At 74.6% G+C, this 25,831-nt stretch carries 22 protein-coding genes and 2 tRNA genes; 11 read left to right on the plus strand and 13 right to left on the minus strand.

The annotated features are described in order from the left end of the window. The first annotated feature begins 51 nt into the window (after positions 1-51). Positions 52-1,005: a proline dehydrogenase family protein gene (locus BLT39_RS12080; RefSeq protein ID WP_242658349.1), complete on the plus strand. Its 954-nt coding sequence runs from the start codon at positions 52-54 to the stop codon at positions 1,003-1,005. Positions 1,006-1,021: 16 nt separating this feature from the next. Next, positions 1,022-2,647, plus strand: a complete 1,626-nt coding sequence (gene pruA, locus BLT39_RS12085; RefSeq protein WP_091063303.1) for an L-glutamate gamma-semialdehyde dehydrogenase — start codon at positions 1,022-1,024, stop codon at positions 2,645-2,647. Here the strand turns inward: pruA and BLT39_RS12090 are convergent. Continuing rightward, the gene (locus BLT39_RS12090; protein ID WP_091063307.1) at positions 2,635-3,174 is read right to left on the minus strand and encodes a gluconokinase; all 540 of its coding nucleotides are present in this window, start codon (positions 3,172-3,174) and stop codon (positions 2,635-2,637) included. The two genes, pruA and BLT39_RS12090, sit on opposite strands and share 13 nt — an antisense overlap. Before the next feature lie 40 nt (positions 3,175-3,214). Here BLT39_RS12090 and BLT39_RS12095 point away from each other — a divergent pair, with 40 nt between their 5' ends. Beyond that, positions 3,215-4,393: an MFS transporter gene (locus BLT39_RS12095; RefSeq protein ID WP_091063310.1), complete on the plus strand. Its 1,179-nt coding sequence runs from the start codon at positions 3,215-3,217 to the stop codon at positions 4,391-4,393. Here BLT39_RS12095 and BLT39_RS12100 read toward each other — a convergent pair. Beyond that, positions 4,380-4,727 (minus strand): hypothetical protein, encoded by a 348-nt coding sequence (locus BLT39_RS12100; protein ID WP_091063313.1) that lies wholly within the window; start codon positions 4,725-4,727, stop codon positions 4,380-4,382. The two genes, BLT39_RS12095 and BLT39_RS12100, sit on opposite strands and share 14 nt — an antisense overlap. Positions 4,728-4,791: 64 nt before the next feature. Continuing rightward, positions 4,792-4,867, minus strand: a tRNA-Lys gene (locus BLT39_RS12105). Positions 4,868-5,033: 166 nt separating this feature from the next. On the opposite strand from BLT39_RS12105, the gene BLT39_RS12110 reads away from it, so the two are divergent. Then, positions 5,034-6,344, plus strand: a complete 1,311-nt coding sequence (locus BLT39_RS12110; protein WP_242658350.1) for a L,D-transpeptidase — start codon at positions 5,034-5,036, stop codon at positions 6,342-6,344. Positions 6,345-6,398: 54 nt separating this feature from the next. Here BLT39_RS12110 and BLT39_RS12115 read toward each other — a convergent pair. Both BLT39_RS12115 and orn read right to left on the minus strand, forming a co-directional pair. Continuing rightward, positions 6,399-6,474 (minus strand) — tRNA-His (locus BLT39_RS12115). A gap of 45 nt (positions 6,475-6,519) precedes the next feature. Continuing rightward, entirely contained in the window at positions 6,520-7,164 is a 645-nt protein-coding gene (gene orn / locus BLT39_RS12120; RefSeq protein ID WP_242658351.1) for an oligoribonuclease, read from the minus strand. Between the two features lie 136 nt (positions 7,165-7,300). Here orn and BLT39_RS12125 point away from each other — a divergent pair, with 136 nt between their 5' ends. The 3 genes from BLT39_RS12125 (at position 7,301) to budC (ending at position 11,240) form a co-directional block, all read left to right on the plus strand. Next, the gene (locus BLT39_RS12125) at positions 7,301-8,491 is read left to right on the plus strand and encodes a hypothetical protein (RefSeq protein WP_091063324.1); all 1,191 of its coding nucleotides are present in this window, start codon (positions 7,301-7,303) and stop codon (positions 8,489-8,491) included. Between the two features lie 83 nt (positions 8,492-8,574). Beyond that, positions 8,575-10,410 carry a hypothetical protein gene (locus BLT39_RS12130; RefSeq protein WP_091063327.1) on the plus strand — a complete coding sequence of 612 codons (1,836 nt, stop codon included), beginning with the start codon at positions 8,575-8,577 and terminating at the stop codon, positions 10,408-10,410. 56 nt (positions 10,411-10,466) lie between these two features. Further along, entirely contained in the window at positions 10,467-11,240 is a 774-nt protein-coding gene (gene budC, locus BLT39_RS12135) for a meso-2,3-butanediol dehydrogenase (protein ID WP_091063332.1), read from the plus strand. Between the two features lie 3 nt (positions 11,241-11,243). Here budC and BLT39_RS12140 read toward each other — a convergent pair whose 3' ends face one another. Then, complete coding sequence (locus BLT39_RS12140; RefSeq protein WP_207507918.1) at positions 11,244-11,840, minus strand: SACE_7040 family transcriptional regulator; 597 nt, start codon at positions 11,838-11,840, stop codon at positions 11,244-11,246. Positions 11,841-11,909: 69 nt separating this feature from the next. On the opposite strand from BLT39_RS12140, the gene BLT39_RS12145 reads away from it, so the two are divergent. After that, positions 11,910-13,523: a carboxyl transferase domain-containing protein gene (locus tag BLT39_RS12145; RefSeq protein WP_091063336.1), complete on the plus strand. Its 1,614-nt coding sequence runs from the start codon at positions 11,910-11,912 to the stop codon at positions 13,521-13,523. A gap of 1 nt (position 13,524) precedes the next feature. Here the strand turns inward: BLT39_RS12145 and BLT39_RS12150 are convergent, their stop codons facing one another. Continuing rightward, positions 13,525-14,049, minus strand: a complete 525-nt coding sequence (locus BLT39_RS12150; protein ID WP_091063339.1) for a ferritin — start codon at positions 14,047-14,049, stop codon at positions 13,525-13,527. Positions 14,050-14,144: 95 nt separating this feature from the next. On the opposite strand from BLT39_RS12150, the gene BLT39_RS22470 reads away from it, so the two are divergent. The 3 genes from BLT39_RS22470 to BLT39_RS12160 are packed head-to-tail and all read left to right on the plus strand — an operon-like array spanning position 14,145 to position 17,468. Further along, positions 14,145-14,291, plus strand: a complete 147-nt coding sequence (locus BLT39_RS22470; RefSeq protein WP_165640259.1) for a hypothetical protein — start codon at positions 14,145-14,147, stop codon at positions 14,289-14,291. A 21-nt stretch (positions 14,292-14,312) separates the two neighbouring features. After that, positions 14,313-16,304: an acetyl/propionyl/methylcrotonyl-CoA carboxylase subunit alpha gene (locus BLT39_RS12155; protein ID WP_091063344.1), complete on the plus strand. Its 1,992-nt coding sequence runs from the start codon at positions 14,313-14,315 to the stop codon at positions 16,302-16,304. A 3-nt stretch (positions 16,305-16,307) separates the two neighbouring features. Next, entirely contained in the window at positions 16,308-17,468 is a 1,161-nt protein-coding gene (locus BLT39_RS12160) for an acyl-CoA dehydrogenase family protein (RefSeq protein ID WP_242658352.1), read from the plus strand. 51 nt (positions 17,469-17,519) lie between these two features. Here BLT39_RS12160 and BLT39_RS12165 read toward each other — a convergent pair whose 3' ends face one another. The 6 genes from BLT39_RS12165 to BLT39_RS12190 form a co-directional block, all read right to left on the minus strand. Beyond that, on the minus strand, positions 17,520-18,530 hold the full coding sequence (locus BLT39_RS12165; protein WP_091063348.1) for an NADPH:quinone reductase: 1,011 nt from the start codon (positions 18,528-18,530) through the stop codon (positions 17,520-17,522). A 45-nt stretch (positions 18,531-18,575) separates the two neighbouring features. Beyond that, positions 18,576-20,234, minus strand: a complete 1,659-nt coding sequence (locus BLT39_RS12170; RefSeq protein ID WP_207507919.1) for a DUF885 domain-containing protein — start codon at positions 20,232-20,234, stop codon at positions 18,576-18,578. 35 nt (positions 20,235-20,269) lie between these two features. Further along, entirely contained in the window at positions 20,270-21,751 is a 1,482-nt protein-coding gene (locus BLT39_RS12175; protein ID WP_091063350.1) for a glycosyltransferase family 2 protein, read from the minus strand. Next, positions 21,748-22,461: a hypothetical protein gene (locus BLT39_RS12180; RefSeq protein ID WP_131801486.1), complete on the minus strand. Its 714-nt coding sequence runs from the start codon at positions 22,459-22,461 to the stop codon at positions 21,748-21,750. Before BLT39_RS12180 ends, BLT39_RS12175 begins: the two co-directional genes overlap by 4 nt. Before the next feature lie 218 nt (positions 22,462-22,679). After that, the gene (locus tag BLT39_RS12185; protein WP_091063355.1) at positions 22,680-25,280 is read right to left on the minus strand and encodes a bifunctional FO biosynthesis protein CofGH; all 2,601 of its coding nucleotides are present in this window, start codon (positions 25,278-25,280) and stop codon (positions 22,680-22,682) included. Between the two features lie 18 nt (positions 25,281-25,298). Next, entirely contained in the window at positions 25,299-25,817 is a 519-nt protein-coding gene (locus BLT39_RS12190) for a flavin reductase family protein (protein ID WP_091063358.1), read from the minus strand. Positions 25,818-25,831: the final 14 nt, after the last annotated feature.

Consider the following 25,831-nt stretch of genomic DNA (forward strand, 5'->3'; position numbering starts at 1 on the left):
GACTCCGGACAGCTGTCGCTGGTGACCGCTCCCGCCTCACTCCTACGGTCGGTGCACCCACTGCTCCTGGAGGTCACCGTGCTCGGTCAGGCCCTGCTCGTCGCGTCCCGCCGTCCCGGCCTCCGCCGCGCCGTCGTCGGCACCCCGGTCACCCGCCGGGTGGTCGACCGGTTCGTCGCCGGCGAGCAGCTGCCCGACGCGCTGGCCGCCGTCCGGGCGCTGCAGTCCGACGGCATCGCCGTCACCCTGGACCATTTGGGCGAGGACATCACCACCCGGGCCGAGGCGGTCGCCTCCCGCGACGCCTACCTGGCCCTGCTCGAGGGGCTGGCCCCGCTGCAGCTGGGCCCGGCCGCCGAGGTGTCGGTCAAGCTGTCGGCGTTCGGGCAGGCCCTGCCCGGCGGGCACGACACCGCCCTGGAACTGGTCCGCCCGGTCGCCGAGGCCGCCACCGCGCAGGGCACCACGGTGACCCTGGACATGGAGGACCACACCACGGTCGACTCCACCCTCGCGGTGCTGGCCGAGCTGCGCCGCGACCACCCGGGCACCGGTGCCGTGCTGCAGTCGGCGCTGCACCGCACCGAGGCCGACGCCGCTGCCCTGGCCGTCGCCGGGTCCCGGGTGCGGCTGGTCAAGGGCGCCTACGCCGAGCCGCGCACCGTGGCCTTCACCGACAAGGCCGAGGTGGACGCCGCCTACCGCCGCTGCCTGGACGTGCTCTTCCGGGGCGACGGCTACCCGATGGCCGGCACGCACGACCCCGCGATGATCGCCCGGGTGCTGGAGCTCGTCGCCGAGACCGGCCGGTCGGCCGACAGCTACGAGTTCCAGCTGCTCTACGGCATCCGCACCGGCGAGCAGCAGCGGCTGGCCCGCGAGGGGCACACCGTGCGGGCCTACGTGCCCTACGGCGCCGACTGGTACGGCTACTTCATGCGCCGCCTGGCCGAGCGCCCGGCCAACCTGCAGTTCTTCCTCCGCTCCCTCGTCACCACCTCCTGAAAGGGCTGACTCTCCCGTGGACGGCATCACCCAGGTCCCCGCCCCGCGCAACGAGCCGGTGCTCGACTACGCCCCCGGCTCGCCCGAGCGGGCGCAGCTGCAGGCCGAGCTCACCCGCCTGGCCGGCTCCACCGAGGAGCTCACCGCCACGATCGGCGGCCGGCAGCGGATGGCCGGCGGGGCGCGCTTCGACGTCGTCGCCCCGCACGCGCACGCCCAGGTGCTGGGGACGTCGGCGCACTCGACCGGCGACGACGCCCGGGACGCGCTGGCCGCCGCGAAGGCCGCCGCCCCGGGCTGGGCCGAGCTGTCCCAGGACGACCGCGCCGCGGTGTTCCTCAAGGCCGCCGACCTGCTGGCCGGCCCGTGGCGCCAGACCCTCAACGCCGCCACGATGCTCGGCCAGTCCAAGACCGCGCAGCAGGCCGAGATCGACAGCGCCTGCGAGCTGGCCGACTTCTGGCGCTACAACGTGCACTTCGCGCAGGCGATCCACACCGAGCAGCCGGTCAGCTCGCCCGGTGTCTGGAACCGGGTGGACCACCGCCCGCTGGAGGGCGTGGTCTACGCGATCACCCCGTTCAACTTCACCGCCATCGCCGGCAACCTGCCCACCGCGCCCGCGCTGATGGGCAACACGGTGGTCTGGAAGCCCTCGCCCACCCAGCAGTTCGCCGCCCACCAGCTGATGCGGCTGCTGGAGGCCGCCGGGCTGCCCGAGGGCGTCATCAACATGCTGCCCGGTGACGGCGTCGCGGTCTCCGACGTCGTGCTCGCCGACCGCGACCTGGCCGGCATCCACTTCACCGGCTCGACCGCGGTCTTCCAGCACCTGTGGCGCACGGTCGGGCAGAACATCGCCGACTACCGCACCTACCCGCGCATCGTGGGCGAGACCGGCGGCAAGGACTTCGTGTTCGCCCACCCGTCGGCCGACCTCGAGGTGCTGCGCACCGCGCTGGTCCGCGGCGCCTTCGAGTACCAGGGCCAGAAGTGCTCGGCGGCCTCGCGCGCCTACGTGCCCCGCTCGCTGTGGACCACGCTGCGCGACGACCTCGCCGGGCTGGTGGACTCGCTACCGGTGGGACCGGTCACCGACTTCGCCAACTTCATGGGCGCGGTCATCGACGCGAAGTCCTTCTCCAAGCTCTCCGGCGTCCTGGACCGCGCCCGCACCGACGACGCGCTCACCGTGGTCGCCGGCGGCACCGCCGACGACTCGGAGGGCTACTTCGTCCGGCCCACGGTCATCGAGGGCACCGACCCCGAGCACGACGTGTTCCGCACCGAGTTCTTCGGCCCGGTGCTGGCGGTGCACGTCTACGAGGACGCCGACCACGACGCCGTCCTGGCCCAGATGGAGTCGGTGTCGCCCTACGCCCTCACCGGTGCGGTCATCGCCCAGGACCGGACGGCGATCGCGCACGCCACCCGGGCGCTGCGCAACGCGGCGGGCAACTTCTACGTCAACGACAAGCCCACCGGCGCCGTCGTCGGCCAGCAGCCCTTCGGCGGGGCCCGGGCCTCGGGCACCAACGACAAGGCCGGCGCCGCGCAGAACCTGCAGCGCTGGACCTCGACGCGGGTGATCAAGGAGACCTTCGCCCCGCCTCGGTCGCACGAGTACCCCTACATGGGCTGACGCTCCGCCCGGAGCTCGGCCAGCAGGGCGTCCACCGTCTGCTGCGCCGAGCCCTGGCCGGAGTACGCGTGGCCGGGCTCGTCGTCGCCCAGCGGCTCGAGGGTGGCGAGCTGGCTGTCCAGCAGCGAGCCCGGCATGTAGTGGCCCCGCCGCCTGCGCAGCCGCTCGACCAGCACCTCGTGCGGGGTGTCGACGTGGGCGAACCAGACCGACGGGTGGCCCTCGACCAGCAGGTCCCGGTAGGACCGCTTCAGCGCCGAGCAGGTGATCACCAGGTCGGTGCCGGCGGCCTCGTGCTCGCCGACCCGGGCGGCGACCGCGCGCAGCCAGGGCCAGCGGTCGTCGTCGTCCAGCGGGGTGCCCGAGCGCATCTTCTCGACGTTGGCCGGCGGGTGCAGGTCGTCGCCCTCGACGAAGTCGCAGCCCAGCGCCCGCGCGATGCCCACCCCCACCGTGGACTTGCCGGTGCCCGACACGCCCATCACGACGACGGAGACGGTGGTCGGCGGGGCATCGGGATCGGCCATGGCCCGACCGTATCGGCGGCAGGGCAGGATCGCGGGGGCGATGGACGGGGTGGCGGAGCAGGAGACGGGGCAGCAGACGGGTCGGGGGACGGGGCCGGTGTGGCGGGTCCCCGCCGTCCGGGCGCTGCTGGCGGCGTCCCTGCTGGGGTTCACCAGCTACGCGGTGACGCTGGCCGCGCTGCCCTCCTACGCCGTCCGCGGGGGAGCAGGCGTGGCGGCCGCCGGCCTGGTGACCACCGTCTTCCTCGCCGCCACGGTGCTCACCCAGCTCGCGGTGCCCCGGCTGGTCGGCCGGGTCGGGCTGGGTCCGGTGCTGGCCGGCGGGCTGCTGGCCATCGGCGGGCCCGCGCCGCTGTACCTGCTCGGGGACGGCGTCGGGTGGCTGTGCGCGGTGTCGGCGGTGCGCGGCACCGGCTTCGGCGTGCTGACCGTGCTGGGCGCCACCATCGCCGCCCGGGTGGTGCCGCCGTCCCGCCGCGGGGAGTCCCTGGGCCTCTACGGCCTGGCGCTGGGGCTGCCCACGCTGGCCGCGACGCCGGGCGGGGTGGCGCTGGTGCTCTCCGACCGGTTCCCGCTGGTGGTGGCCGTGGCCACGCTGCCGCTGCTGGGCCTGCTGGCGGTGCCCCGGCTGGTGCGGGCGGTGCCCCGCGCCGTGACCGCCCCGTCCGGGGACCCGGCGGGGCCGGCGGTGCGCGCGGCGGCCCCGCCGTCGGCGGTGCTGCTCGTGGTCACCCTCGCCGGCGCCGGGGTGGTCACCTTCCTGCCGATCGCCCGGCCGGACGGCGTCGTGGCCACCGTCGCGCTGCTGGTGTTCGGTGCCACCGGGGCGCTGTGCCGCTGGGCCGGCGGCGTGCTCACCGACCGGTACGGCACCCGGGTGCTGCTGCCGGCCGCCCTGCTGCTCGGCGTGCTGGGGCTGGTGCTGCTCGCGGTCGGGCTGGACGCCGACGCCGCGGTGTACGCCGGGGCCGCGGTCTTCGGGGTCGCCTACGGCGGGTCGCAGAACACCACGCTGGTGGTGGCGATGGCCCGGGCGGGGGAGCGGGGCACGACGACGGCCAGCGCGGTCTGGAACGCCGCCTTCGACGCCGGCACCGGGCTCGGGGCGCTCGCGGTCGGGGTGGTCGCGGCCGCGGTGGGGCTGGAGCTGTCCTACGCCGTGCTGGCCGGGCTGCTCGTGCTGGTGCTGCCGGTGGCGGTGCGGGTCACCCGTCGCTGAGGGCGCGGGCCGCGGCGGTGGCCTGCATCTCCCGGACGAACTCCGCCTCGCGGGCCAGTGCGGCCAGCCAGGGGCGCAGCGCCACCGGGTCGCGGCGCGCGGCGTCGCGCTGGGCGGCCAGCCGCATGTGCCGGCCGGTGGCCTGGGCGCGCTGGGCGGGGGAGAGCTCGCGGGCGCCGCTGCGGGACACGGCGGTGAAGGCGGCGCCCAGGTAGGTGATCGAGGCCAGGTCGTCGGCGGTGGCGAGGACGGCGTCGGCCTCGGCGCGGCGGCCCTGCGCCACCAGCTCCAGGTACTCCTCGGCCCTGCGGTGGCCCTGCTCGGCGGTGCTCACGGCGTCCTCCCGGGTGCGGACAGCAGAACGGCCCCGTCCTGGGGGGACGGGGCCGGCTGGGTGGTGGTGCGCCATCAGGGACTTGAACCCCGAACCCGCTGATTAAGAGTCAGCTGCTCTGCCAATTGAGCTAATGGCGCGGTGTCGCTGCGCTGCGGCGACCCGAGGAACGGTACACGGGCCCTCCCGACCCCCGCGACCCGGGGTGGCGTGCGCTGCGTGACAGCGAATTGTCAGCGGTCGGGGGCACACTGGCTGACGGACCCCGGTGCCACCGCGCCGGTCCTGGTGAGGGGGATGTCGCACGTGGCTCTGCTGATCAACCGTCGTTCCGCGCTCGCGCTGGGCGCCACCGGTGTGCTGGTGGTGCTGGCCGGCTGCGGGCCCGATGCCACCGGCGGCGGGGCGAGCGCGGCGGGCACCACCGCCGCGGCCGACCCGGCCGTGGTCAGCCTGTCCGTCGCCGACGGCGCCACCGACGTGTCCCCGGCCACGCCGCTGCAGGCCACGGTGGTCGGCGGCTCGATCACCGACGTCACGGTCACCGACGGGGCCGGCACGCCGGTGCAGGGCACCCTGACCGAGGTCCCGGCCGCCGCGCCGGCAGCTCCCGCGGCGTCCTCCTCGTCCGCCACGTCGGCGTCGTCGTCCTCCGCGTCGGCCTCCGCGTCGGCGGCGCCGTCCTCCGGGTCGGCCGCCGCGGGCACCACCAGCGTCTGGACGCCCGCGGCGCCGCTGGCCTACGGCACCTCCTACACGGTCACCGCCACGGCGCAGAACGCCGACGGCGCGAGCAGCGACGCCAGCGGGTCGTTCACCACGGTGGCGCCGGCCTCGGTCAGCACGCCCTCCATCGGCCCGCTCGACGGCACCACCGTGGGCGTCGGCATGCCGATCCGGGTCTTCTTCGACCAACCGGTCACCAACAAGGCCGAGGTCGAGCGCAACCTGGTGGTCACCAGCTCCACGCCCACCGACGGCCGCTGGAGCTGGATGAGCGACACCGAGGTGCACTTCCGGCCCTCCACCTACTGGCCGGCCAACACGCAGGTCACGGTCGACGCGAACCTGTACGGCGTCGACCTCGGCGACGGCGTGTGGGGCGAGAAGAACCGCACGGTCTCCTTCACGGTCGGCGACAAGCACGTGTCGGTCGCCGACGCGGGGTCGCACACCCTCACCGTGTACTCCGGCGACCAGGTCGTGCAGACCTACCCGATGAGCGCCGGCAGCAACGCCAACCCGACCCGCAACGGGGCGCACGTGGTGCTGGAGAAGTTCGCCGACATCACCATGGACTCCTCCACCTTCGGCCTGGCCGTGGACGCCCCGGGCGGTTACCGCACCGACGTCAAGTACGCGACCCGCATCTCCAACAACGGCGAGTTCGTGCACGCCGCGCCGTGGTCGGTGGGGCAGCAGGGCTCCTCGAACGTCTCGCACGGCTGCATCAACCTGTCCACCGACCGGGCGCAGTGGTTCTACGACTTCTCCCAGCCCGGCGACGTGGTCGAGGTCGTGAACTCGATCGGCCCGACGCTGTCGCGCGCCGACGGCGACATCTACGACTGGGCCATCCCGTGGGACCAGTGGGTGGCCGGCAGCGCACTCAGCTGACCCCGGCACGGCAGAGGCCCCCGATCCGGTGCGGATCGGGGGCCTCTGCGCGTGTGGGGTGAGTGACGGGACTCGAACCCGCGACATCCAGGATCACAACCTGGCGCTCTACCAGCTGAGCTACACCCACCGTCGGCCCGCACGGGGCGGGCCGTCGAGAAGCGTACCGGAGCCCTCAGCTGCCCTGCGGAGGGGCCAGCAGGGGCGCGTACACGTCGGTGGCCGCCGCGGCCGCCGCCTGGGCCTGCTCGGTGGTCGGGCCCGGGGCCGGCACGAAGACCGCACCGCGGTAGTACGCCAGCTCCCGGATGGACTCCAGGATGTCGGCCAGCGCGCGGTGCGCCAGGCCCTTGGGTGGCTGGTTGAAGTAGACCCGGGGGAACCAGCGGCGGGCCAGCTCCTTGACCGAGGAGACGTCGACCATCCGGTAGTGCAGGTGGTCGTCCAGCGTCGGCATGTCGCGGGCCAGGAAGCCGCGGTCGGTGCCGATCGAGTTGCCGCACAGCGGGGCGGTGCGCCGCTCGGGCACGAACCGCTTGACGTAGGCCAGCACCTGCTCCTCGGCCTCGGCCAGCGTCACGGTGGACGCCCGCACCGCCTCGGTGAGCCCGGACTTGGCGTGCATCGCGACGACCACGTCGGCCATCCCGGCCAGGGCCTCGTCGTCGGCGTGGATGATCACGTCCAGCCCGGGGTCGAGCACGTTCAGCTCGGAGTCGGTGACCACGACGGCGATCTCGATCAGCTTGTCGCTGCCCAGGTCCAGCCCGGTCATCTCGCAGTCGATCCAGACCAGGTTGTGCGCTCCGTTGCCTGCCACGGGAGGCGACAGTACGCACCCGTCCCGCAGCGGCCGCGCCCTTACGGCAGAAGTCCGCCGCGCGCCACTCGAAGGTGCTGACCCCGGCCCCCCAGGTCGATACGCTGCTGGCTCGCCTGCCGCAGGAGCCGCTCCCATGACCCTGGACACCCGCACGGTCGACGTCCCCCGTCCTGCCCCCGCCTCGGTGCGTGCCGCCCTGCGGCACCCGGTGGCCGCGCTGCGCTGGCTGTGGGCGTACGCCATGACCCCGGGGCGTCCGGGCCGCGCGACCAGCGAGACCGAGCTGCGCTGGCTCTACGGCGGCTGGCTGCTGGCCTTCGCGCTGAAGATGCTCGGGTCGTCGTGGGACGTCTCCTGGCACTTCAAGTGGCTGCGCGACGACCTGGCGCCCCCGCACCTGCTCAACTCCGCCGGCACCGTGCTGGTCGTCGCCCTCGTCGTGGTGCACAGCTACTCCGGCCGCGGGGTCGACCGGCGGGCGCTGCGCTGGATGCAGGTGGGGACGGCGACCTTCCTGCTCGCGGTGCCGATCGACATCGTCAACCACCGCATCAACGGGCTGGACATCACCAGCTGGAGCCCCAGCCACATGCTGCTGTACGTCGGCACCGCGATCATGCTGGCCGGTGCGCTGCGCGGCTGGTGGCTGCACGCGGCGCCGGGGCGGGTGGGCGCCGCCGTCCACCTGGGCCTGTGGTTCTTCTTCCTGGAGAACGTCCTGTTCCCCAACCAGCACCAGGAGTACGGCGTCCTGTCCCTGGCCGACTACCAGGCCGGGCACACCACCGCCGAGCCCCAGCTGCTGGACTTCGCCGCGGCGCAGGGGCAGTCGCCGACCAGCTTCATGCTCCCGGTGCCGTCGTGGGTGCACCCGGCGTGGCTGATCTGCGCCGGGCTGCTGACCCTGGTCGTGGCCCGGAAGGTCACCGGCTACCGCTGGACGGCGACCCTGCTCACCGCCGCCTACCTCGGCTACCGCGCGGTGACCTGGGGCCTGCTGGTCGCCACCGGGTTCCCGCCCTCGGTGCTGCCGGTGATGCTGCTGGCCGGCGCGGTGCTGGTGGACCTCGCCGTGCGGTGGCGGGTGCCGGGCTGGGCCGCCGGCGTGCCGGTCGCCGCCGCGGTCTTCCTGGCCGCCTTCGTCCAGGAGTTCGTCGCCGTCATCCCGCCGTGGGACTGGCACGTGGCCCCGTTCGTCTGGCTGGGCTTCGCCGTGCTGTGGGCCGTCGTCGACCGCATCGCGGCGTCCCGGTGGTGGGCCCGCTGGCGCACCGCGTCGGTGGCCGACGTCCCGGTGGCCGCAGGCGGCGCGTCCGCACCGTGAGTCCCGGGCCCACCGCGCCGATGTCGTAACGTCGGGGCGATGACCGAGATGCGCGCGACCCGGGGGCAGGGCGGCGCAGCGCAGTGCTGATCCTGACGCCCTCCGGGCTCGAGACCCCCGCCGAGCGCGCGTTCTTCGCCGAGCTGGCCAGCTGGGACACCGGCGGCTCCGTCCGCGGGGCGCTGGTGGCCTCCCTGGCGCTGTCGGACGGCCCGATGGACCGCCGCATCTGCGACGCGGTCGTGCTGGTCCCCGAGGGCGTCGCGGTGGTCCGCGTGGTCGAGGTCGTGCGGCAGTCCGGGGTGGTCACCGTGCTGCCCGAGGGGTCCTGGACCATCGGTCCCGGGGCCGGCCCCGGCGACGTGCTGCGCCTGGCCGGGGGCGGCTCCACGCCGCTGGACGGCCTGATGCGGGCCGGCATGGAGGCCGCCACCCGGCTGCGCCGGGCCGGGCTCGAGCCCGGGCGCATCGCGCGGCTGACGGTGCTGCACGGCGAGCTGACCGGCCTGGTGCCCGCCGACGGCGACCTCGGCGAGGGTGACCAGGTCGCGCTGCTGGAGTCCCGCTCCCTGCTGCTGGGCATCGCCCGCGCCGCCCGCTACGCCGGAACCGGGAACCCCCGGCTGTGGACCACCGCCGACGTCCGGGCCGCGCTGGAGGCGCTCGGCGTCGCCGGCCGCAGCCCCGCCGTGGAGGAGCTCAACGGCGAGGGCTTCCCCTACTCGCCCTACGTGCTGCGCCGGCGCGAGCTCATCGCCCCGGCGGGCTTCGCCGACCAGCCCAGCGCCCACCCGGCGGGCCCGACCGCCACCCCACCGGCTCCCCGCACCGACTGGCCCGCCACGGGTCCGGGGTCCTCGGGTGCGCCCGTCGGGTCCCCGCGCGGCCCGCTCGTGGACCCGGCGGCGGCCGCGGCCCTCGCGGCGGCCGCGGCGGCGCAGCAGGCGCCCGCACCCCGCGCCGGGGGGGACACCGTCTCGCTGCTGGGCGGCGCGGCCCCCACCGGCCAGCCGTCCGCGCCGGAGGCCCCGCCGTCCCGGCCCGAGGCCCCGCCGTCCCGGCCCGAGGCCCCCTCCCGACCCGAGCCGGCGTGGCACGAGACCCAGGCCATCGTCCCGCGGCCGGCGCCCGCGGCCGAGGCCCCGCCGCTCCACCAGGCCCCGGCGCAGCCCGACGAGACCGGCGGCATCGGCGGGATCTTCGCCGCCCCGGCGCACACCGGCGACGTGGCCGGGCCGCCGTCCTGGACCCCGCCACCCGGGCCTCCCGGCGACCCGCAGCGTCCCCGGCGGTCGCGGCGCGGCCTGCTGGTGGTGCTGGCGGCCGTCGTCCTGGTGGTGCTGCTCGGACTGGGCGGTCTGTGGCTGACCGGCCGCGGCTCCGAGGACGGCGGGACCGGGGACGCCGCGCCGACGTCCTCGGCCGCCCCCACCAGCACCGGCCCGACCACGCCGGCCGCGCAGCCGGTGGGCACGGTGCAGACCGTCGGCGGCACGGACTACACCCTGCAGGTCGTCGAGTACGACACCACCTGCCGTGACCACGCCTACGGCGCGATCAGCGGGTTCTTCGGCACGACGGACTGCCTCGGGCTCTCCCGCGCTCTGTGGTCGGCCGACGTGGACGGCGTGCCGGCGGTCGTGTCGGTGTCCCGGGTGACCATGCCCGACGCCGCCCGCGCCACCGCCCTGCTCTCGCTCACCGACGTCTCGGGCACCGGCAACGTCTCCGACCTGCTCCGCGAGGGCGCCCGCTACCCCGGCGGCCCCGAGGAGCTGCGCAGTGCCGACTACGCCAGCACCACCGAGGACGACGTGGCGGTCATCGTGGAGACGTCGTGGGTTGGCCAGGCCGGCGCCCCGGCCGGGCTGCAGCAGCTGGCCGACGACGGCCTGGAGCTCGTCGCGACCCAGGACTGACCGCGCGGGGACCGGGTAGCCCGGTCGGGTCCACGACCTGAGCAGGAAGGCCCCCCGTGCAGCACGCGAGCTTCGACTTCACCGACACCGTCGTCCTGGTCACCGGGGGTGGGACGGGCATCGGGCGGGCCATCACCGACGCGTTCCTGGACGCCGGCGCGACCGTGGTCATCACCGGTCGCCGGAAGGAGCGCCTCGAGCAGGCGCTGGAGGGGCGGCCCGCCGACCGCGCGGTGGCGGTGCCGGCCGACGTGGCCGACGGGGCAGCGGTCGCCGCGCTCGTCGAGCAGGTGGTGCAGCGGTTCGGTCGGCTGGACGTCGTGGTCTCCAACGCGGCGGGCTACGAGAGCGGTCCGCTCACCGAGCTGGCCGATGAGGACTGGGCCTCGCTGCGGGCCACCAACGTCGACGGCTTCTTCCACCTGGCCAAGAACGTGCTGCCGCACCTGGCCACCTCGCGAGGCAACCTGGTCGCGGTGTCCAGCGTGTCCGGGGACCGCGGCGACTGGGGGCAGGCCGCCTACAACGCGACCAAGGCGGCGATCACCAACTTCGTGCGGTCGCTGGCGCTGGACTGGGGGTCGCAGGGCGTGCGGCTCAACGCCGTCGCGCCGGCGTTCACCCTCACCGAGCTGACCGAGGGCATGGGCCGGGACGAGGAGTCGCTGGCCCCGTTCGTGGACCGCATCGCGCTGGGCCGGCCGGGGGAGCCCGGGGACGTCGCGCCCGCCGTGCTGTTCCTGGCCAGCGACGCCGCGCGCTACGTCACCGGCGCCGTGCTCGCCGTGGACGGCGGGACCAGCGCCTCGACCGGGCAGCCCCACCTGTAGGCCTCAGGCGGTGGCCGCCGTCGTCGCCATCGCGGTGAGCAGGGCGGCCATCGCCGAGCGGGACAGCCGCCCGGCGCTGTGCGGTGTGGAGTTGATCAGGCCGAACAGCGCGTGCGCCCGGGCCCGGCAGTCGGCGGTGGAGGCCTGCGGGTGCAGCGCGGCGAGCACCGCGACCCACCGCTCGACGTAGCGGCGCTGCAGCCGGCGGACCTGGCGGGCGTCGTCGTCGGACAGGGCACCCAGGTCGCGGTCCTGCACCGTGATGAGCGCGGGGTTGTCCAGCGCGAAGTCGACCTGGAAGGCGACCAGCGCGGCCAGCTGCGCCGCCGGGTCCTCGCCGGCGTCGGCGACCACCTGGTCGGCACCGGCGAGCAGCCGCTCGCTGATCCGCAGCAGCATCTCGGCCAGCATCGCGTCCTTGCTGGCGAAGTGCCGGTAGATCGCCGGGCCGGTGACCCCGACCGCCGCGCCGACGTCGTCGACCCCGACGCTGCGCGACCCGCGCTCGGCGAACAGCCGGGCGGCGGCCTGCAGGATCTGCTCGCGGCGCGAGGGGCGCGCGGCATCGGTGTGCAGCGCGCTGTCCGGCTCCGCGGTCATGCCGCAGATGTTAACCCGCGTTCACCCCGAGGTGGACCGCCGACGTGAACGGTGGTTAACATCCCGGTCGTGGACGCACCGGTGCTGACCAGCTCCCCGCCGCCCGACCCGGCTGCCGCCGCCGGGTGGGCGCAGCGGCACCGCGAGCTGGCCGCCGACCTCGCCGGGCAGCTGGCGGCCGTCGCGCAGGGCGGGGGCGAGCGCGCCCGCACCCGGCACACCGACCGCGGCAAGCTGCTGCCGCGCGACCGGGTCGACACGCTGCTCGACCCCGGCAGCCCCTTCCTCGAGCTCTCCCCGCTGGCCGCGCACGGGCTCTACGACGGCGACGCCCCGGCCGCCGGGATCATCACCGGCGTCGGCCGGGTCGCCGGCCGCGAGGTCGTCGTGGTGGCCAACGACGCCACCGTCAAGGGCGGCACCTACTACCCGATGACGGTGAAGAAGCACCTGCGCGCCCAGGAGGTGGCGCTGCAGAACGAGCTGCCCTGCCTCTACCTGGTCGACTCCGGTGGCGCGTTCCTGCCCCGCCAGGACGAGGTCTTCCCCGACCGCGAGCACTTCGGCCGGATCTTCTACAACCAGGCGCAGATGTCCCGCCGCGGCATCCCGCAGCTGGCCGCCGTCCTCGGGTCGTGCACCGCCGGCGGTGCCTACGTCCCGGCGATGAGCGACGAGGCGGTCATCGTCCGCGAGCAGGGCACGATCTTCCTGGGCGGCCCGCCGCTGGTGAAGGCCGCCACCGGCGAGGTGGTCACCGCCGAGGAGCTGGGCGGGGGCGACCTGCACAGCCGCACCAGCGGGGTCACCGACCACCTGGCCGAGGACGACGAGCACGCCCTGCAGATCCTGCGCCGCATCGTCGGCACGCTGGCCCCCGTCGCGCCGGCCCCGTGGGACGTGCACCCCACCGAGGAGCCCGCGTACCCCGCCGAGACCCTGTACGACGTCGTCCCCCCGGACTCCCGCACGCCCTACGACGTCCGCGAGGTGATCGCCCGGCTGGTCGACGGCAGCCGGTTCGCCGAGTTCAAGGCCCTCTACGGGCAGACGCTGGTCACCGGGTTCGCCCGCATCCACGGCCACCCGGTCGGCATCGTGGCCAACAACGGCATCCTGTTCGGCGAGTCCGCGGTCAAGGGCGCGCACTTCGTGGAGCTGTGCGACAAGCGCAAGGTGCCGCTGCTGTTCCTGCAGAACATCAGCGGGTTCATGGTGGGCCGCGACTACGAGGCCGGCGGCATCGCCAAGCACGGCGCCAAGATGGTCACCGCGGTCGCCTGCGCGCGGGTGCCCAAGCTGACCGTGGTCATCGGCGGCTCCTTCGGCGCCGGCAACTACTCGATGTGCGGCCGGGCCTACTCGCCCCGGTTCCTGTGGACCTGGCCGAACGCCCGCATCTCCGTGATGGGCGGCGAGCAGGCCGCGGGCGTGCTGGCCACCGTCCGCCGCGACGGGCTGGCGGCCCGCGGCGAGCAGTGGTCGGTCGAGGACGAGGAGGCCTTCAAGGCCCCCGTCCGCGAGCAGTACGAGCGGCAGGGCCACCCCTACTACGCCACCGCGCGGCTGTGGGACGACGGGGTCATCGACCCCGCCGACACCCGCACGGTGCTCGGCCTGGCGCTGTCGGCGGTCTCGCACGCCCCCCTGGAGGAGGTCGGCTATGGCGTCTTCCGGATGTGACTCAGGCGCCGGCGACCCGCGGCGCGGTGGGGTCGACGCCCTCGGCGACGTGCTCGCGCTGCACGTAGTCCTCGATCTGCTCCACGTCGTGCGCGCTGCGCTTGGCGACGGCCAGCAGGTCGCTCATCGTGGAGACCTCCTCGACCTGCTCCTTGATGAACCACTGCATGAACTGGTCGGAGGCGAAGTCGTTCTCCCGCCGCGCGATCGCGGTGAGCTCGTTGATCTGCTGGGTGACCCGCTTCTCCTGCTCGAGGGCCAGCGCGATCGGCGCGACGACGTCGGCGAAGTCGCAGACCGGGGCCGGCAGGGCGGGGATGCGCACCTCGGCGTCGGCGTCGAGCAGGTAGCGCACCATCATCATCGCGTGGCTGCGCTCCTCGGCGGCCTGGTCGAAGAACAGCTGCGCGGTCTGCTGCATCGTCTGCTGGTCGAAGTAGACGGCGCAGGCGACGTACTGCTGGTGCGCGGCGAACTCGTTGCCGATCTGCACGTTGAGCTGGTTCACGAAGGCTTCGGCGGCCACGGGGTCTCCTCGTCGGTGCTGGACGTCGACCGCACGGTACCGGCCCCCCGGGACCGTCCCTTCCCGCCCGAGGCAGGTATGGCTAACCTCACCGCATGGCCAAGCAGCGCATGCCGAAGAAGAAGTGCTGCGTCGACAAGCCGCGCTGCGGGCGCTGCCCGCTGCGCGCCCTCGCCGAGGGCACGCTGCCGCCGGGCTACACCGTCAAGAAGCGCCGGCTGGTCAAGGTCGGCAAGGACTGAGCCCACGGCGGTGGTGGGCTGATGTTCACCACCGTCCTGGTCGCCAACCGCGGCGAGATCGCGGTCCGCGTCATCCGCACGCTGCGGTCGATGGGCATCCGCTCGGTTGCGGTGCACAGCGACGCCGACGCCGGTGCGCTGCACACCCGGGTCGCCGACCTCGCCGTCCCCATCGGGCCGGCCCCGGCGGCGCAGAGCTACCTGTCGGTCGAGCGCGTGCTGGCCGCCTGCCGGGCCACCGGCGCCGAGGCCGTGCACCCCGGCTACGGCTTCCTGTCCGAGAACGTCGAGTTCGCCCGGGCCCTGGAGGCCGCGGGCATCGCCTTCATCGGCCCGCCGGTCGCCGCCATCGAGGCGATGGGCGACAAGATCCGGGCCAAGGCCACCGTCGCCGCGGCCGGCGTCCCCGTCGTCCCCGGGTCCTCCGAGCCGGGCATGGACGACGCCGCGGTCGCCGCGGCCGCCGTCGCCGCGGGGTTCCCGGTGCTGCTCAAGCCCTCGGCCGGGGGCGGCGGCAAGGGCATGCGGGTGGTGCGCGAGGAGTCCGAGCTGGCCGAGCAGATCGCCGGCGCCCGGCGGGAGGCCCGCTCGTCCTTCGGCGACGACACCCTGCTGGTCGAGCGCTACGTGGGCAACAGCCGGCACATCGAGGTGCAGGTCATGGCCGACACCCACGGCACCGTCGTGCACCTCGGCGAGCGGGAGTGCTCCCTGCAGCGCCGGCACCAGAAGGTCGTGGAGGAGGCACCCTCGCCGCTGCTGTCGGCGCGGATGCGGGCCACCATGGGCCAGGCCGCGGTCGACGCCGCGGCCGCGGTGGGCTACACCGGCGCCGGCACGGTGGAGTTCATCGTCGACGCGGACAACCCGCGCGACTTCTACTTCCTGGAGATGAACACCCGGCTGCAGGTCGAGCACCCGGTCACCGAGGCCGTCACCGGGCTGGACCTGGTCGAGCTGCAGGTGCGGGTCGCCGCGGGGGAGCAGTTGCCCTTCGAGCAGGCCGACGTCTCCCTGGACGGGCACGCCATCGAGGCGCGGGTGTACGCCGAGGACCCCGCCCGGGGGTTCCTGCCGCAGGCCGGCCGGGTGGTGGCGCTGACCGAGGCCTCGGGCGAGGGCGTGCGGGTGGACAGCTCGCTGGTCGAGGGCGGTGTCGTCGGCTCCGACTACGACCCGATGCTGGCCAAGGTGATCGCCTGGGGGCCCACCCGGGAGACCGCGCGCGGCCGGCTGGTCGCGGCGCTGGGCCGCACCGCCGTCCTCGGCGTCACGACCAACGTGCCGTTCCTGCGCGCGCTGCTCGCCGACCCCGCCGTCGTCGCCGGCGACCTGGACACCGGGCTGATCGAGCGGCGTGGCGAGCAGCTGACGCGGGCCGAGGACCCGCCGCCCGGGGCCTACGCCGCCGCGGCGCTGGCGCTGCTGCTCGACGACGAGCCCACCGGCGCGGTCGTGGACCCGTGGTCGGTGCCCGGCGGCTGGCGGGTCGGCGAGCACGCCTGGACCACCCGCACGTTCGTCGTGCCCGGGGGTGAGCCGGTGCCGGTGCGCACGCGGGGCCGCGCCGCCGACGGGGAGGTCCGGGTGGGGGAGGGCGCCCCGCAGCGGGCACGCGCCTGGCGGGACGGCGACCGGCTCGCGGTGGCGCTGGACGACGTGACCACCTGGTACGCCGCGGCCCGCGACGGGTCGACGGTGCACCTGGGGATCGAGGGCTTCGCGGCGGCGTTCCGGCTGGTCGAGCGGACGACGGGTGCGGGAGCGGCCGCGGCGGGCGACGGGGTGGTGACCGCCCCCATGCCGGGGACGGTGACGCTCGTGCGCGCCGCGGTCGGCGACGAGGTGGTGGCGGGGACCCCGCTGCTGGTCGTCGAGGCGATGAAGATGGAGCACGTGCTGACCGCGCCGGTCGACGGCGTCGTCACCGAGCTCCCCGTGACCGCCGGCCACCAGGTCCGGCTGGACGAGCAGGTGGCCGTGGTGACCCCACGGGCGACCGAGGGGGACTGAGCGATGGTGCTGGACTACCGGCTGGACACCGAGACCGAGGCGCTGCGGACCATGGTCCGCGAGTTCGCCAACGAGGTCGTGCGCCCGCAGATCGGGGCGTTCTACGAGGCCGACGAGTTCCCGACGGCCATCGTGCGCCAGATGGGTGAGCTCGGGCTGTTCGGCCTGCCCATCCCGGAGGAGTACGGCGGCTCGGGTGGGGACTACTTCACCCTCTGCGTCGCGCTGGAGGAGCTCGCCCGGGTCGACTCCTCGATCGCCATCACCCTCGAGGCCGGGGTGTCGCTGGGCGCCATGCCGATCTTCCGGTTCGGCACGCCCGCGCAGAAGAAGGAGTGGCTGCCCCGGCTGTGCGCCGGGGAGGCCCTGGGCGCGTTCGGGCTGACCGAGGCCGGCGGCGGCTCCGACGCCGGGTCCACCCGGACGACGGCCCGGCTGGAGGACGGCCAGTGGGTGGTCAACGGCTCCAAGGCGTTCATCACCAACTCCGGCACCGACCTCACCGAGCTGGTGACCGTCACCGCGGTCACCGGCACCCGGCCCGACGGCGGCAAGGAGATCTCGGCGATCATCGTGCCGTCGGGGACGCCGGGGTTCGTCGTCGGCCAGCGCTACTCCAAGGTCGGCTGGAACGCCTCGGACACCCGCGAGCTCTCCTTCACCGACGTCCGCGTGCCCGCGGAGAACCTGGTGGGGGATCGGGGCCGCGGCTACGCGCAGTTCCTGTCGATCCTCGACGAGGGCCGCATCGCCATCGCCGCCCTCGCCGTCGGGCTGGCGCAGGGCTGCGTGGACGAGAGCGTGAAGTACGCCGCCGAGCGGGAGGCCTTCGGGTCACCGATCGGCCGCAACCAGGCCATCCAGTTCATGATCGCGGACATGGAGGTGCGGGCCTCGACCGCGCGGCTGGCCTACTACCGGGCGGCGGAGAGGATGCTGCGCGGCGAGCCGTTCAAGCGCGAGGCCGCGATCGCCAAGCTGTACAGCTCGGAGATGGCGATGGAGAACGCCCGCTACGCCACCCAGGTGCACGGCGGGTACGGGTTCATGAACGAGTTCCCGGTGGCCCGGTTCTACCGCGACGCCAAGATCCTGGAGATCGGCGAGGGCACCAGCGAGGTGCAGCGCATGCTGATCGCCCGCTCCCTGGGCGTCGGCGCCTGAGAGGACCCGCCGCGGGGACGCCTGCCCCGCGCCCCCGCGGCGGACCTGGCCCTAGGCGGTGACGTCGATCAGCACCTTGCCGACGGCGCCGTCCTGCACGGCCTGGTGCGCGGCCGCGGTCTCGGCCAGCGGGTAGGTGTGCAGCGGCAGCCCGGCGTCCTCGCCGACCCGGATCGCACCGGCCGCGAGCGCGGCGGTGATGTCGGCGACCGCCTGCGCCTTGGCCTCGGCCGGCGCGGTGTAGACCAGCACGAACTGGAACCGGGCGTTCAGCGCCATGAAGGCCCGCGTGGGCGCGCTGAACTCCGGGCCGCCGTCGTCGGCGTAGATCGCGATCGAGGCGTGCTGCGCGACGACCTTGGTGTCCACCTCGGCGTTGGCCCGGATGGACACCTCGACCACCGCCTGCACGCCGTCCGGGGCGATCTCGCGGACCCGTGCGGCGACGTCCTCGGTCGTGTAGTCCACGACGTGCTGCGCGCCGGCGGCGCGGGCCAGCGCCGCCTTCTCCGGCGAGCTGACGGTGGTGATGACCGTGGCGCCGGCCCAGCGGGCGAGCTGGACCGCGGCGTTGCCGACCGCGCCCGCGCCGCCCTGCACCAGCACGGTGGCGCCGGTCAGCGAGCCGGGCTCCAGCCGCCGCGGCAGGTGCTCGGCGATGGTGAGGCAGCGGTGCGCGGTCATGAACGGGATGCCCAGCGCAGCGCCGAGCTCGAACGGGTGGTCGCCCAGCGGCACGGCCTGCTCGGCCCGGACGACGGTGTGCTCGGCCGCGGTGCCGAAGCGGCGTTCCCAGGCCGCCTCCCACACCCACACCCGCTCGCCGACCCGCGCCGGGTCGACGCCCTCGCCGACCGCCTCGACGGTGCCGGCGCCGTCCTGGTTCGGCGTCTGCGCGTCGGCGCCGGGGGCGGCGGTGCTGCGGCGCTTCCAGTCGGTCGGGTTCACCCCCGAGACGGCGAGCGCGACCCGGACCTCGCCGGGGCCGGGCTCGGGGACCGGCTGGTCGGACAGCTGCAGGACCTCGGGACCGCCGGACTCGCGGTAGGTGATCGCGCGCACGGGGTCTGCCTACCCGGTCGCACCCCACCGCGCACCCCGGCGGCGTCAGAGGCGGTCGAGCTCCTCGGCCAGGGGGCCCAGGCCGAGCGGGCCGAGGTCGAGGACGGCGCGGTGCCAGGCCTTGAGGTCGAAGGCGTCGCCGTGCCGGGCCCGGGCCGCCTCCCGGCCGGCGAGGAACACCCGTTCGCCGACCTTGTAGACCGGCGCCTGCCCGGGCCACCCCAGGTAGCGGTGCAGCTCGTCGACCAGCATCCGGTCCTCCATCGACACGTGGTCGCGGAGGAACTGCAGCGCCACGTCGTAGCTCCACCGGTCGGCGTCGACGCCGTGGCCGGGCGGGATGGGCAGGTCCAGGTGCACGCCGATGTCGAGGACCACGCGGGCGGCGCGCAGCTCCTGGGCGTCGAGCATGCCCAGCCGGTCGCCGGCGTCGTCGAGGAAGCCCAGCTCGCCCATCAGCCGCTCGGAGTACAGCGCCCAGCCCTCGGCGTGCGCCGAGCAGTCGTCCAGCAGCCGCTGCCACCGGTTCAGCGTCGCCGCGTTGTGCACGGTGGTGCCGATCTGCAGGTGGTGGCCGGGCACGCCCTCGTGGAAGACCGTCGTGGTCTCCCGCCAGGTCGTCATGTCGTCCACGCCGTCGGGCAGCGACCACCACATCCGGCCCGGCCGGCTGAAGTCCTCGGTCGGGCCGGAGTAGTAGACCCCGGCGCCGGAGGTGGGCGTCAGCCGTCCCTCGATGCGGCGCACCGGCGCGGGGATGTCGAAGTGCACGCCGTCCAGCGCGGCGACCGCCCGGTCGGCGGTGTCCTGCAGCCACCGCTGCAGCGCGTCCCGGCCGCGCACCTGGCGGGCGGGGTCGGCGTCCAGCACCGCCATCGCCCCGGCCACGCCCTGCCCGGGCGCGATGGTCTCGGCGACGGCGGCCTTCTCGGCGACGACGCGGGCGAGCTCGGCCCAGCCCCAGGCGTAGGTCTCCTCGAGGTCGAGGTCCGCGCCGGTGAAGAAGCGGGACTCCAGGGCGTACCGATCGCGGCCCACGCCGTCGGCCTCGGGTGCCCGCGGCAGCAGCGACCGCTCGACGTGGTCGGCGAAGTGCAGGAACGCGTCGTGCGCGCCGTCCGCGGCCGGCCGCAGCCGGTCGGCCAGCTCGGCGGGGGCGGCGGCGACGAAGGTGGTGAAGAAGCCCGGGACGTGCGGCGTGCCGGCCCACCGGCGGGCCACCGCCGCGGCCAGCCGGACCTGCCGGGCGGCGCTGACCTTCCCGGCGTCCGCCGCGGCGTCCAGCCCGGTCAGGTAGGCGTCCACCGCCGCGGGCAGGGCCTCCAGCCGCGCGGCGATCGTCGTCCAGTCCTCGACGGTGTCGACCGCCATCCCGTCGAAGGTCTCGCGGAACTTCTGCAGCGGGCACTCGATGCTGTTCAGGTCGGAACCGGCCCACCCGGACTCGTACCGGGCCAGCTCCGCGGACAGCCGCTCCACCATCGCGGCGCGGGCGACCTCCTCGCGGTGGTCGACCGGCTGCACCGCCTCGACGGCGGCCGCGGTGCGGCGCAGCAGGTCGGCCACCGCGGCGTGCCCGGCGGGGGAGTGGTCGGGCCAGCGGTGGTCGTGGCCCCGGACGCCGATGTAGGTCGCCACCGTGGGGACGGCGGCGGCGTACTCGTCGACGAAGCGGTCGGCCAGCTGCTCCAGGTCGGTGGTCACCGGCCCACCGTAGGGGCGGGCCGGTGACCGGTGCGTCAGACCGTGAAGCCGCGCTGGCGGCGGACCAGCTTCTTGATCATGAACAGCGTCTGCAGCACGGTCAGCAGGTACAGGACCGGCCAGCCGATGGACAGGATCGCCGACTGGATCTGCGGGCTCTGCTGCGTCCAGGCGAAGATCAGCACCGCGAAGGTGGCCACCGCGCACACCAGCGGCATGACGTAGGCCGAGCCCCGGCCGCGCTCGGCGGCGGCCTGCGCGGCCCAGTTGTCCTTGTCGGAGCGGGCGAAGAACTGCGCCCACGCCGTGACGAAGTGGCCCATGCGCAGCCACATGTACAGCTCGGCGGGCACCACGAGCAGCGCGTAGAAGATGTCCGAGGCGCTCTTGTCGTGCATCGAGGCCGCGATGCGCAGGTTCAGCAGCATCGCGACGGCCGGCGGGATGAGCCACACGGGGTTGAACACGAACGCGTCGATGGACAGCGCGGCGGCCAGCAGCAGCAGGAACGCCATGCGGCTGACGATGTTGAACACCATCGCGATGTTCTCGTACCAGCGCAGCCGCAGGTTGGGGTGCAGCGGCTGCCCCTTGGTGTCCCCGCGCTGACCGGGCCACAGCAGGTCGATGCCGCCGTAGTTCCACTTGACCTGCTGCCCGTGCAGGGAGCGCAGCGTGGTCATCGGGCCCACGTCGGCCCGCGACCGGGCGCTGATCTTGGTGCTGTACCCGGCGTCCTTGATCTGCAGCGACAGCTTGGAGTCCTCGACCTCGCTGTCGCGCACCCACGGCGCGGCCTGGTGGTTGAGGTACATGACCTGCTCCAGCGCCCGCACGCTGAACAGCGAGCACTGACCGCCCAGCACGGCCATGTTCCGGCCGCGGACCAGGTTGTCCATGTTGAACCCGGCGAACTGGGCGCGCTGGCCGGCCACGAGGAACTTGGCCATCGGCCCCTTCACCGCCGACTTGTCGAAGGAGTAGATGGCCGACAGCCCGCCGATGCGCGGGTCGGTGACCATCTCCTTCTCCATCCACTCGACGCAGAAACGGTCGAGGGTGGTGTCGCCGTCGACGCCGAGGATGTAGTCGTGGCCCCGGCTGACGTAGTAGCCGTAGTTGAGCGCACCGACCTTCTTGTCCGGGTTCACCCCGATGTCGTGCACGTGCACGACGGTCGAGTACTTCTGGCCCTTGACGGTCCGCTCGTGCTCGCCGACGAACTCCCCGGCGATCTCCCCGGTGTCGTCGTCGGTGTTGTTGATGACCACGTGCACGGTGTCCGGCGGCCGGGTCTGGGCCAGGATCGAGGTGAGCACGGCGCGGATCGTGCTCTCCTCGTTGTAGGCGGGGATGACGCACGCGATGGTGGCGTGCCGCCGGCTGCTGCTGGAGCGCCGGTCGCTGAACTGCTCGGGCACCAGGGTGCTGACGTCGGGGACGTCGCCCCCGCTGCGGGCGAGCAGGGTGACGCGGTCGGTCGCCCGGCGCAGTCCCTGCACGGCGAGGTCGGTCATCGGGTCTCCTGGCTGGGGGTGGCGCCGGCGGGGGCGGCGAAGGGGAGGACGAGGGTGTCCAGGACGGTCTGGCGGAAGTAGCGCTGCGAGCCGGGCTCGGTCTCCACGAGCAGGTCGAACTGCACGTCGAGGGAGACCGACGCGGTGCCGGCGGGCGAGGCCGGCACGGTCAGCGCCGTGCCGTAGGGGTAGGGCGGCTGGAAGGCGAACTCGCCCCGGTCGTCCACCAGCGACGTCCGGGTCGTGCCGTCGTCGAGGACGGCGGAGAAGCGGGTGATGAGCACCTCGAGGTCGGGGTCGCCGCCCTCCAGGTGGGCGGCGAGCTGCACGGACTTCTCGACGTCGGCGGTCCACGCGGTGGCCTGCTGGGTGGTCCACCAGTCGACGACGACCTGCCGGTCACCGGCGGTGACGACGTGGGTGGCCGACCCGGTGTCCAGCTCCCCGGCCGGACGGGTGGGCGCGGCGACCGCCTCGGTCGTCGCCGGGCTCGTCACGACGGCCTCGTCGGTGGTGCCGGTGCCGCTGCGCCGGTCGGCGGGGGAGCTCGAGGTGGCCGCGGGCGCGCTGGTGACGGCGACCTCGGCGGCCGACGGGCTCATGCTCACGTCGGGCAGCTGGCAGGCGCTGAGGGTGGCGGTGCCGATCAGCACGGCTCCGACGAGCAGTGCCCGGCGGCGGCGTGGCGGGGGCGGGGCGGGTGGCCTCACGGTGGTTCTCCTGGCGACGGGAGCGGGAGAAGGTGGGCGCCGGAGCGGCGTACCCAGGTCGCCATTGGCCCGAGCCCTTCGTGATGACCCTGTTACTGCCAGTGATGAGGGTCAAGCAGCGCGGGGCGCTCCACGACCCGAAGGGGTGGGTTCGGGGCGAGGTCCACCGGGACGGGGGACCGCCGCCCCGTCGCGGTCACCGCGGGTGACCGGCGGGGTCAGACCGGGGTGATCTGCAGGGTGAGGGCGCGGCGGCCGGCGTCGGAGCGGGCGGTGGCCAGCCGTTCCGCGCTCGGCGTCCCGTAGTCGGTGGTCCGCTGGCGGGCCGGGCGGCCGATGGCGGCGGCCATGGCCTCCAGCTCGGCGATGGTCTTGAGCGACCCGTTCTCGCTGCCGGCCATCCGGCTGATGGTCTCCTCCATCAGCGTGCCGCCGAGGTCGTCCGCCCCGCCCTGCAGGACCACCTGGGTGCCGGCGTCGCCGAGCTTGACCCACGAGGTCTGGATGTGGGGGATGCGGCCGTGCAGCAGCAGGCGGGCGACGGCGTGCACCGCCCGGTTCTCCCGCATCGTCGGCCCGGGGCGGGCCACGCCGGCGAGGTAGACCGGGGAGTTGTGGTGCACGAAGGGCAGCAGCACGAACTCGCGGAACCCACCGGTGCGGTCCTGCAGCGCGGCCAGCGTGCGCAGGTGGCCGACCCAGTGGTGCGGGGCGTCGACGTGGCCGTACATCATCGTCGAGGTCGAGGGGATGCCGACCTCGTGCGCGGTCTGCACGATCTCCAGCCAGGTCGCGGTCGGCAGCTTGCCCTTGGTGAGCACCCACCGGACGTCGTCGTCGAGGATCTCGGCGGCGGTGCCGGGGATGGAGTCCAGCCCCGCCTCCTTGGCCGCCAGCAGGAACTCCCGGAACGACAGCCCGGTGCGGGCCGCGCCGTTGACGATCTCCATCGGCGAGTACGCGTGCAGGTGGATGCCGGGCTGCCGGCGCTTCACCTCCCGGGCCAGGTCGAGGTAGGCGGTGCCGGGCAGGTCGGGGTGGATGCCGCCCTGCATGCAGATCTCGGTGGCCCCGCCGGCCCAGGCCTCGTCGACCCGGTCACCGACCTGGTCCAGGGACAGGGTGTAGGCGTCGGCGTCGGTGCGCCGCTGGGCGAAGGCGCAGAACCGGCAGCCGGTGTAGCAGACGTTGGTGAAGTTGATGTTCCGGTTCACCACGTACGTGACGTCCTCGCCCACGACGTCGCGCCGCACGGCGTCGGCGAGCGCGGCCAGCGCGTCGAGGTCGGGGCCGTCGGCGCCGAGCAGGGCGAGGTACTGCGCGTCGGTGAGCCCGGCGGGGTCGGCCTCGGCGCGGGCGAGGGCGGCGTGCACCTCGGGGTCGCCGGTGGGCAACGCGGTCGAGGCCCCGGACCGGGCGGAGGCGGTGCGGTCGCGCAGCTCGGCCCAGTCGCCGTAGACGGCGTCGAAGTCGCCGCGCCGGTCGGTGCTGCGGCCGGTCGTGTCGATCTCGGTGTGCAGGTCGACCCGGCCCGAGGACCCCCAGGTCTCGTCGGGCTCCTGCCACGGCCGGCCCTCGGGGTGGCGGCCCTCGACGGCCAGCCCGTCGGGCCCGGCCAGGGCGGCCACGTGCGGGCGGACGCGGGGGTCCAGCCACGGTTCGGGCGCGGTGACGTAGCCCGGCTGGGCGGCCAGCCGCTCGCGGAGGGTGAACCCGGCCTCGCCGGTGAGCGCGGCCAGGGTGTCGATGTGCGGCCACGGCCGCTCGGGGTTGACGTGGTCGGGGGTCAGCGGGGAGACCCCGCCCCAGTCGTCGACGCCGGCCCGCAGCAGCAGCCCCAGCTCGGCCCGGTCGGTGAGGTTCGGCGGCGCCTGCACCCGGTGCCTCGGCCCGAGCAGCAGCCGGGTGACGGCCACCGCGGCCAGGTAGGTCTGCAGCCCCAGGTCCTCGGTGGCGGCCATCGCCGTCCGCCGCTTGGCCCGGAAGTTCTGCACGATCACCTCCTGCACGTGCCCGTGCCGCTGCGCGGACTCCCGGATGCGCAGCACGGCGTCCACCCGCTCCGCGGGGGTCTCGCCGATGCCCAGCAGGACGCCGGTGGTGAAGGGGACGGCGGAGCGGCCGGCGTCCTCGAGGACCCGCAGGCGGACGGCGGGGTCCTTGTCCGGGGAGCCGAAGTGGGGGCCGCCGGGCTCGCTGAACAGCCGGGTCGCGGTGGTCTCCAGCATCATGCCCATCGACGCCGACACCGGCTTGAGGCGCTGGATCTCCTCCCACGACAGCACCCCGGGGTTGAGGTGGGGGAGCAGCCCGGTCTCCTCGAGCACCCGGATGGCCATCGCCCGCAGGTAGCCCAGCGTGGACTCGTAGCCGTGCGCCTCCAGCCACTCCGCGGCGACCGGCCAGCGGTCCTCGGGGCGGTCACCGAGGGTGAACAGCGCCTCCTTGCAGCCCAGCGCGGCGCCGTCGCGGGCGATCTGCAGCACCTCGTCGGGGGACAGGAACGGCGCCTTGCCCTCGGCCCGCAGCTGCCCGGGGGTGGTGACGAACGTGCAGTAGTGGCAGCGGTCCCGGCACAGGTGGGTGAGCGGGATGAACACCTTGCGGCTGTAGGTGACCGTGCCCGGGCGACCGGCCGAGGCCAGGCCGGCGTCGCGGACCCGGTTGGCGGCGGTGAGCAGGCGGTCCAGCGGTTCGCCCTCGGCCAGGCCGCGGGCGGACAGCAGCACCTCGGCCTCGACCGCGTCGAGGGTGCTGCCGCGCTCGGCGCGGACCAGGGCCCGGCGGACGGCGGACTCGGAGAACGGTGCGGCGGTCATCGACCACCAGTGAACTCCTCAGGTACGACGGAACGCGCGGCCGGTGCCGTCGGTCCAGCGGCCGCGCAGCCGCAGCAGGGGCTCGCGGGTCTCCTCGAGCACCGGGACGGCGAGCACCTCCAGCAGCACCACGGTGTGGTCGCCGGCGGCCACGAGCCGGTCGACCCGGCAGTCCAGGGCCGCCACCCCGCGCTCCAGCACGATCCCGCCGCTGTGCTCGGCCCGCCGCCAGGGCACCGTCTCCAGCAGGTGCCGCGCGCTGGGCCGGCCCGCCGAGGCGAACCGGCTGGCCACGATCTCGTGCTCGGCGGCCAGGAACGTCAGCGCGGCCGAGCCGACGGACTCCAGCACCTCCAGCGGGTAGCCGTCGGTGGTCAGGGACAGGGCCACCAGCGGCGGCTCGGTCGACACGCTCATGACCGAGGTGACCGTCGTCCCGACGTCGTCGATGTCGTCGCGCACGCACAGCAGCGCGACCCCGGCCGCGTACTGGCGCAGGGCGGAGGCGAAACCCCAGGAGGCGGACTCGACCGGCATGCGGCCAGTCGACC

This window comes from Klenkia brasiliensis (assembly GCF_900100695.1).
In the GTDB taxonomy this organism is placed as follows: domain Bacteria; phylum Actinomycetota; class Actinomycetes; order Mycobacteriales; family Geodermatophilaceae; genus Klenkia; species Klenkia brasiliensis.

Excerpts from the sequence above, each read along its gene's own strand:
- BLT39_RS12175 (WP_091063350.1), bottom strand. The coding sequence starts at position 21,751 with ATGACCGACCTCGCCGTGCAGGGACTGCGCCGGGCGACCGACCGCGTC.
- BLT39_RS12190 (WP_091063358.1), bottom strand. The coding sequence starts at position 25,817 with ATGCCGGTCGAGTCCGCCTCCTGGGGTTTCGCCTCCGCCCTGCGCCAG.
- BLT39_RS22470 (WP_165640259.1), top strand. The coding sequence starts at position 14,145 with ATGGCCAAGCAGCGCATGCCGAAGAAGAAGTGCTGCGTCGACAAGCCG.
- BLT39_RS12185 (WP_091063355.1), bottom strand. The coding sequence starts at position 25,280 with ATGACCGCCGCACCGTTCTCCGAGTCCGCCGTCCGCCGGGCCCTGGTC.
- BLT39_RS12095 (WP_091063310.1), top strand. The coding sequence starts at position 3,215 with ATGGACGGGGTGGCGGAGCAGGAGACGGGGCAGCAGACGGGTCGGGGG.
- BLT39_RS12140 (WP_207507918.1), bottom strand. The coding sequence starts at position 11,840 with ATGACCGCGGAGCCGGACAGCGCGCTGCACACCGATGCCGCGCGCCCC.
- BLT39_RS12155 (WP_091063344.1), top strand. The coding sequence starts at position 14,313 with ATGTTCACCACCGTCCTGGTCGCCAACCGCGGCGAGATCGCGGTCCGC.
- BLT39_RS12090 (WP_091063307.1), bottom strand. The coding sequence starts at position 3,174 with ATGGCCGATCCCGATGCCCCGCCGACCACCGTCTCCGTCGTCGTGATG.
- BLT39_RS12160 (WP_242658352.1), top strand. The coding sequence starts at position 16,308 with ATGGTGCTGGACTACCGGCTGGACACCGAGACCGAGGCGCTGCGGACC.
- BLT39_RS12125 (WP_091063324.1), top strand. The coding sequence starts at position 7,301 with ATGACCCTGGACACCCGCACGGTCGACGTCCCCCGTCCTGCCCCCGCC.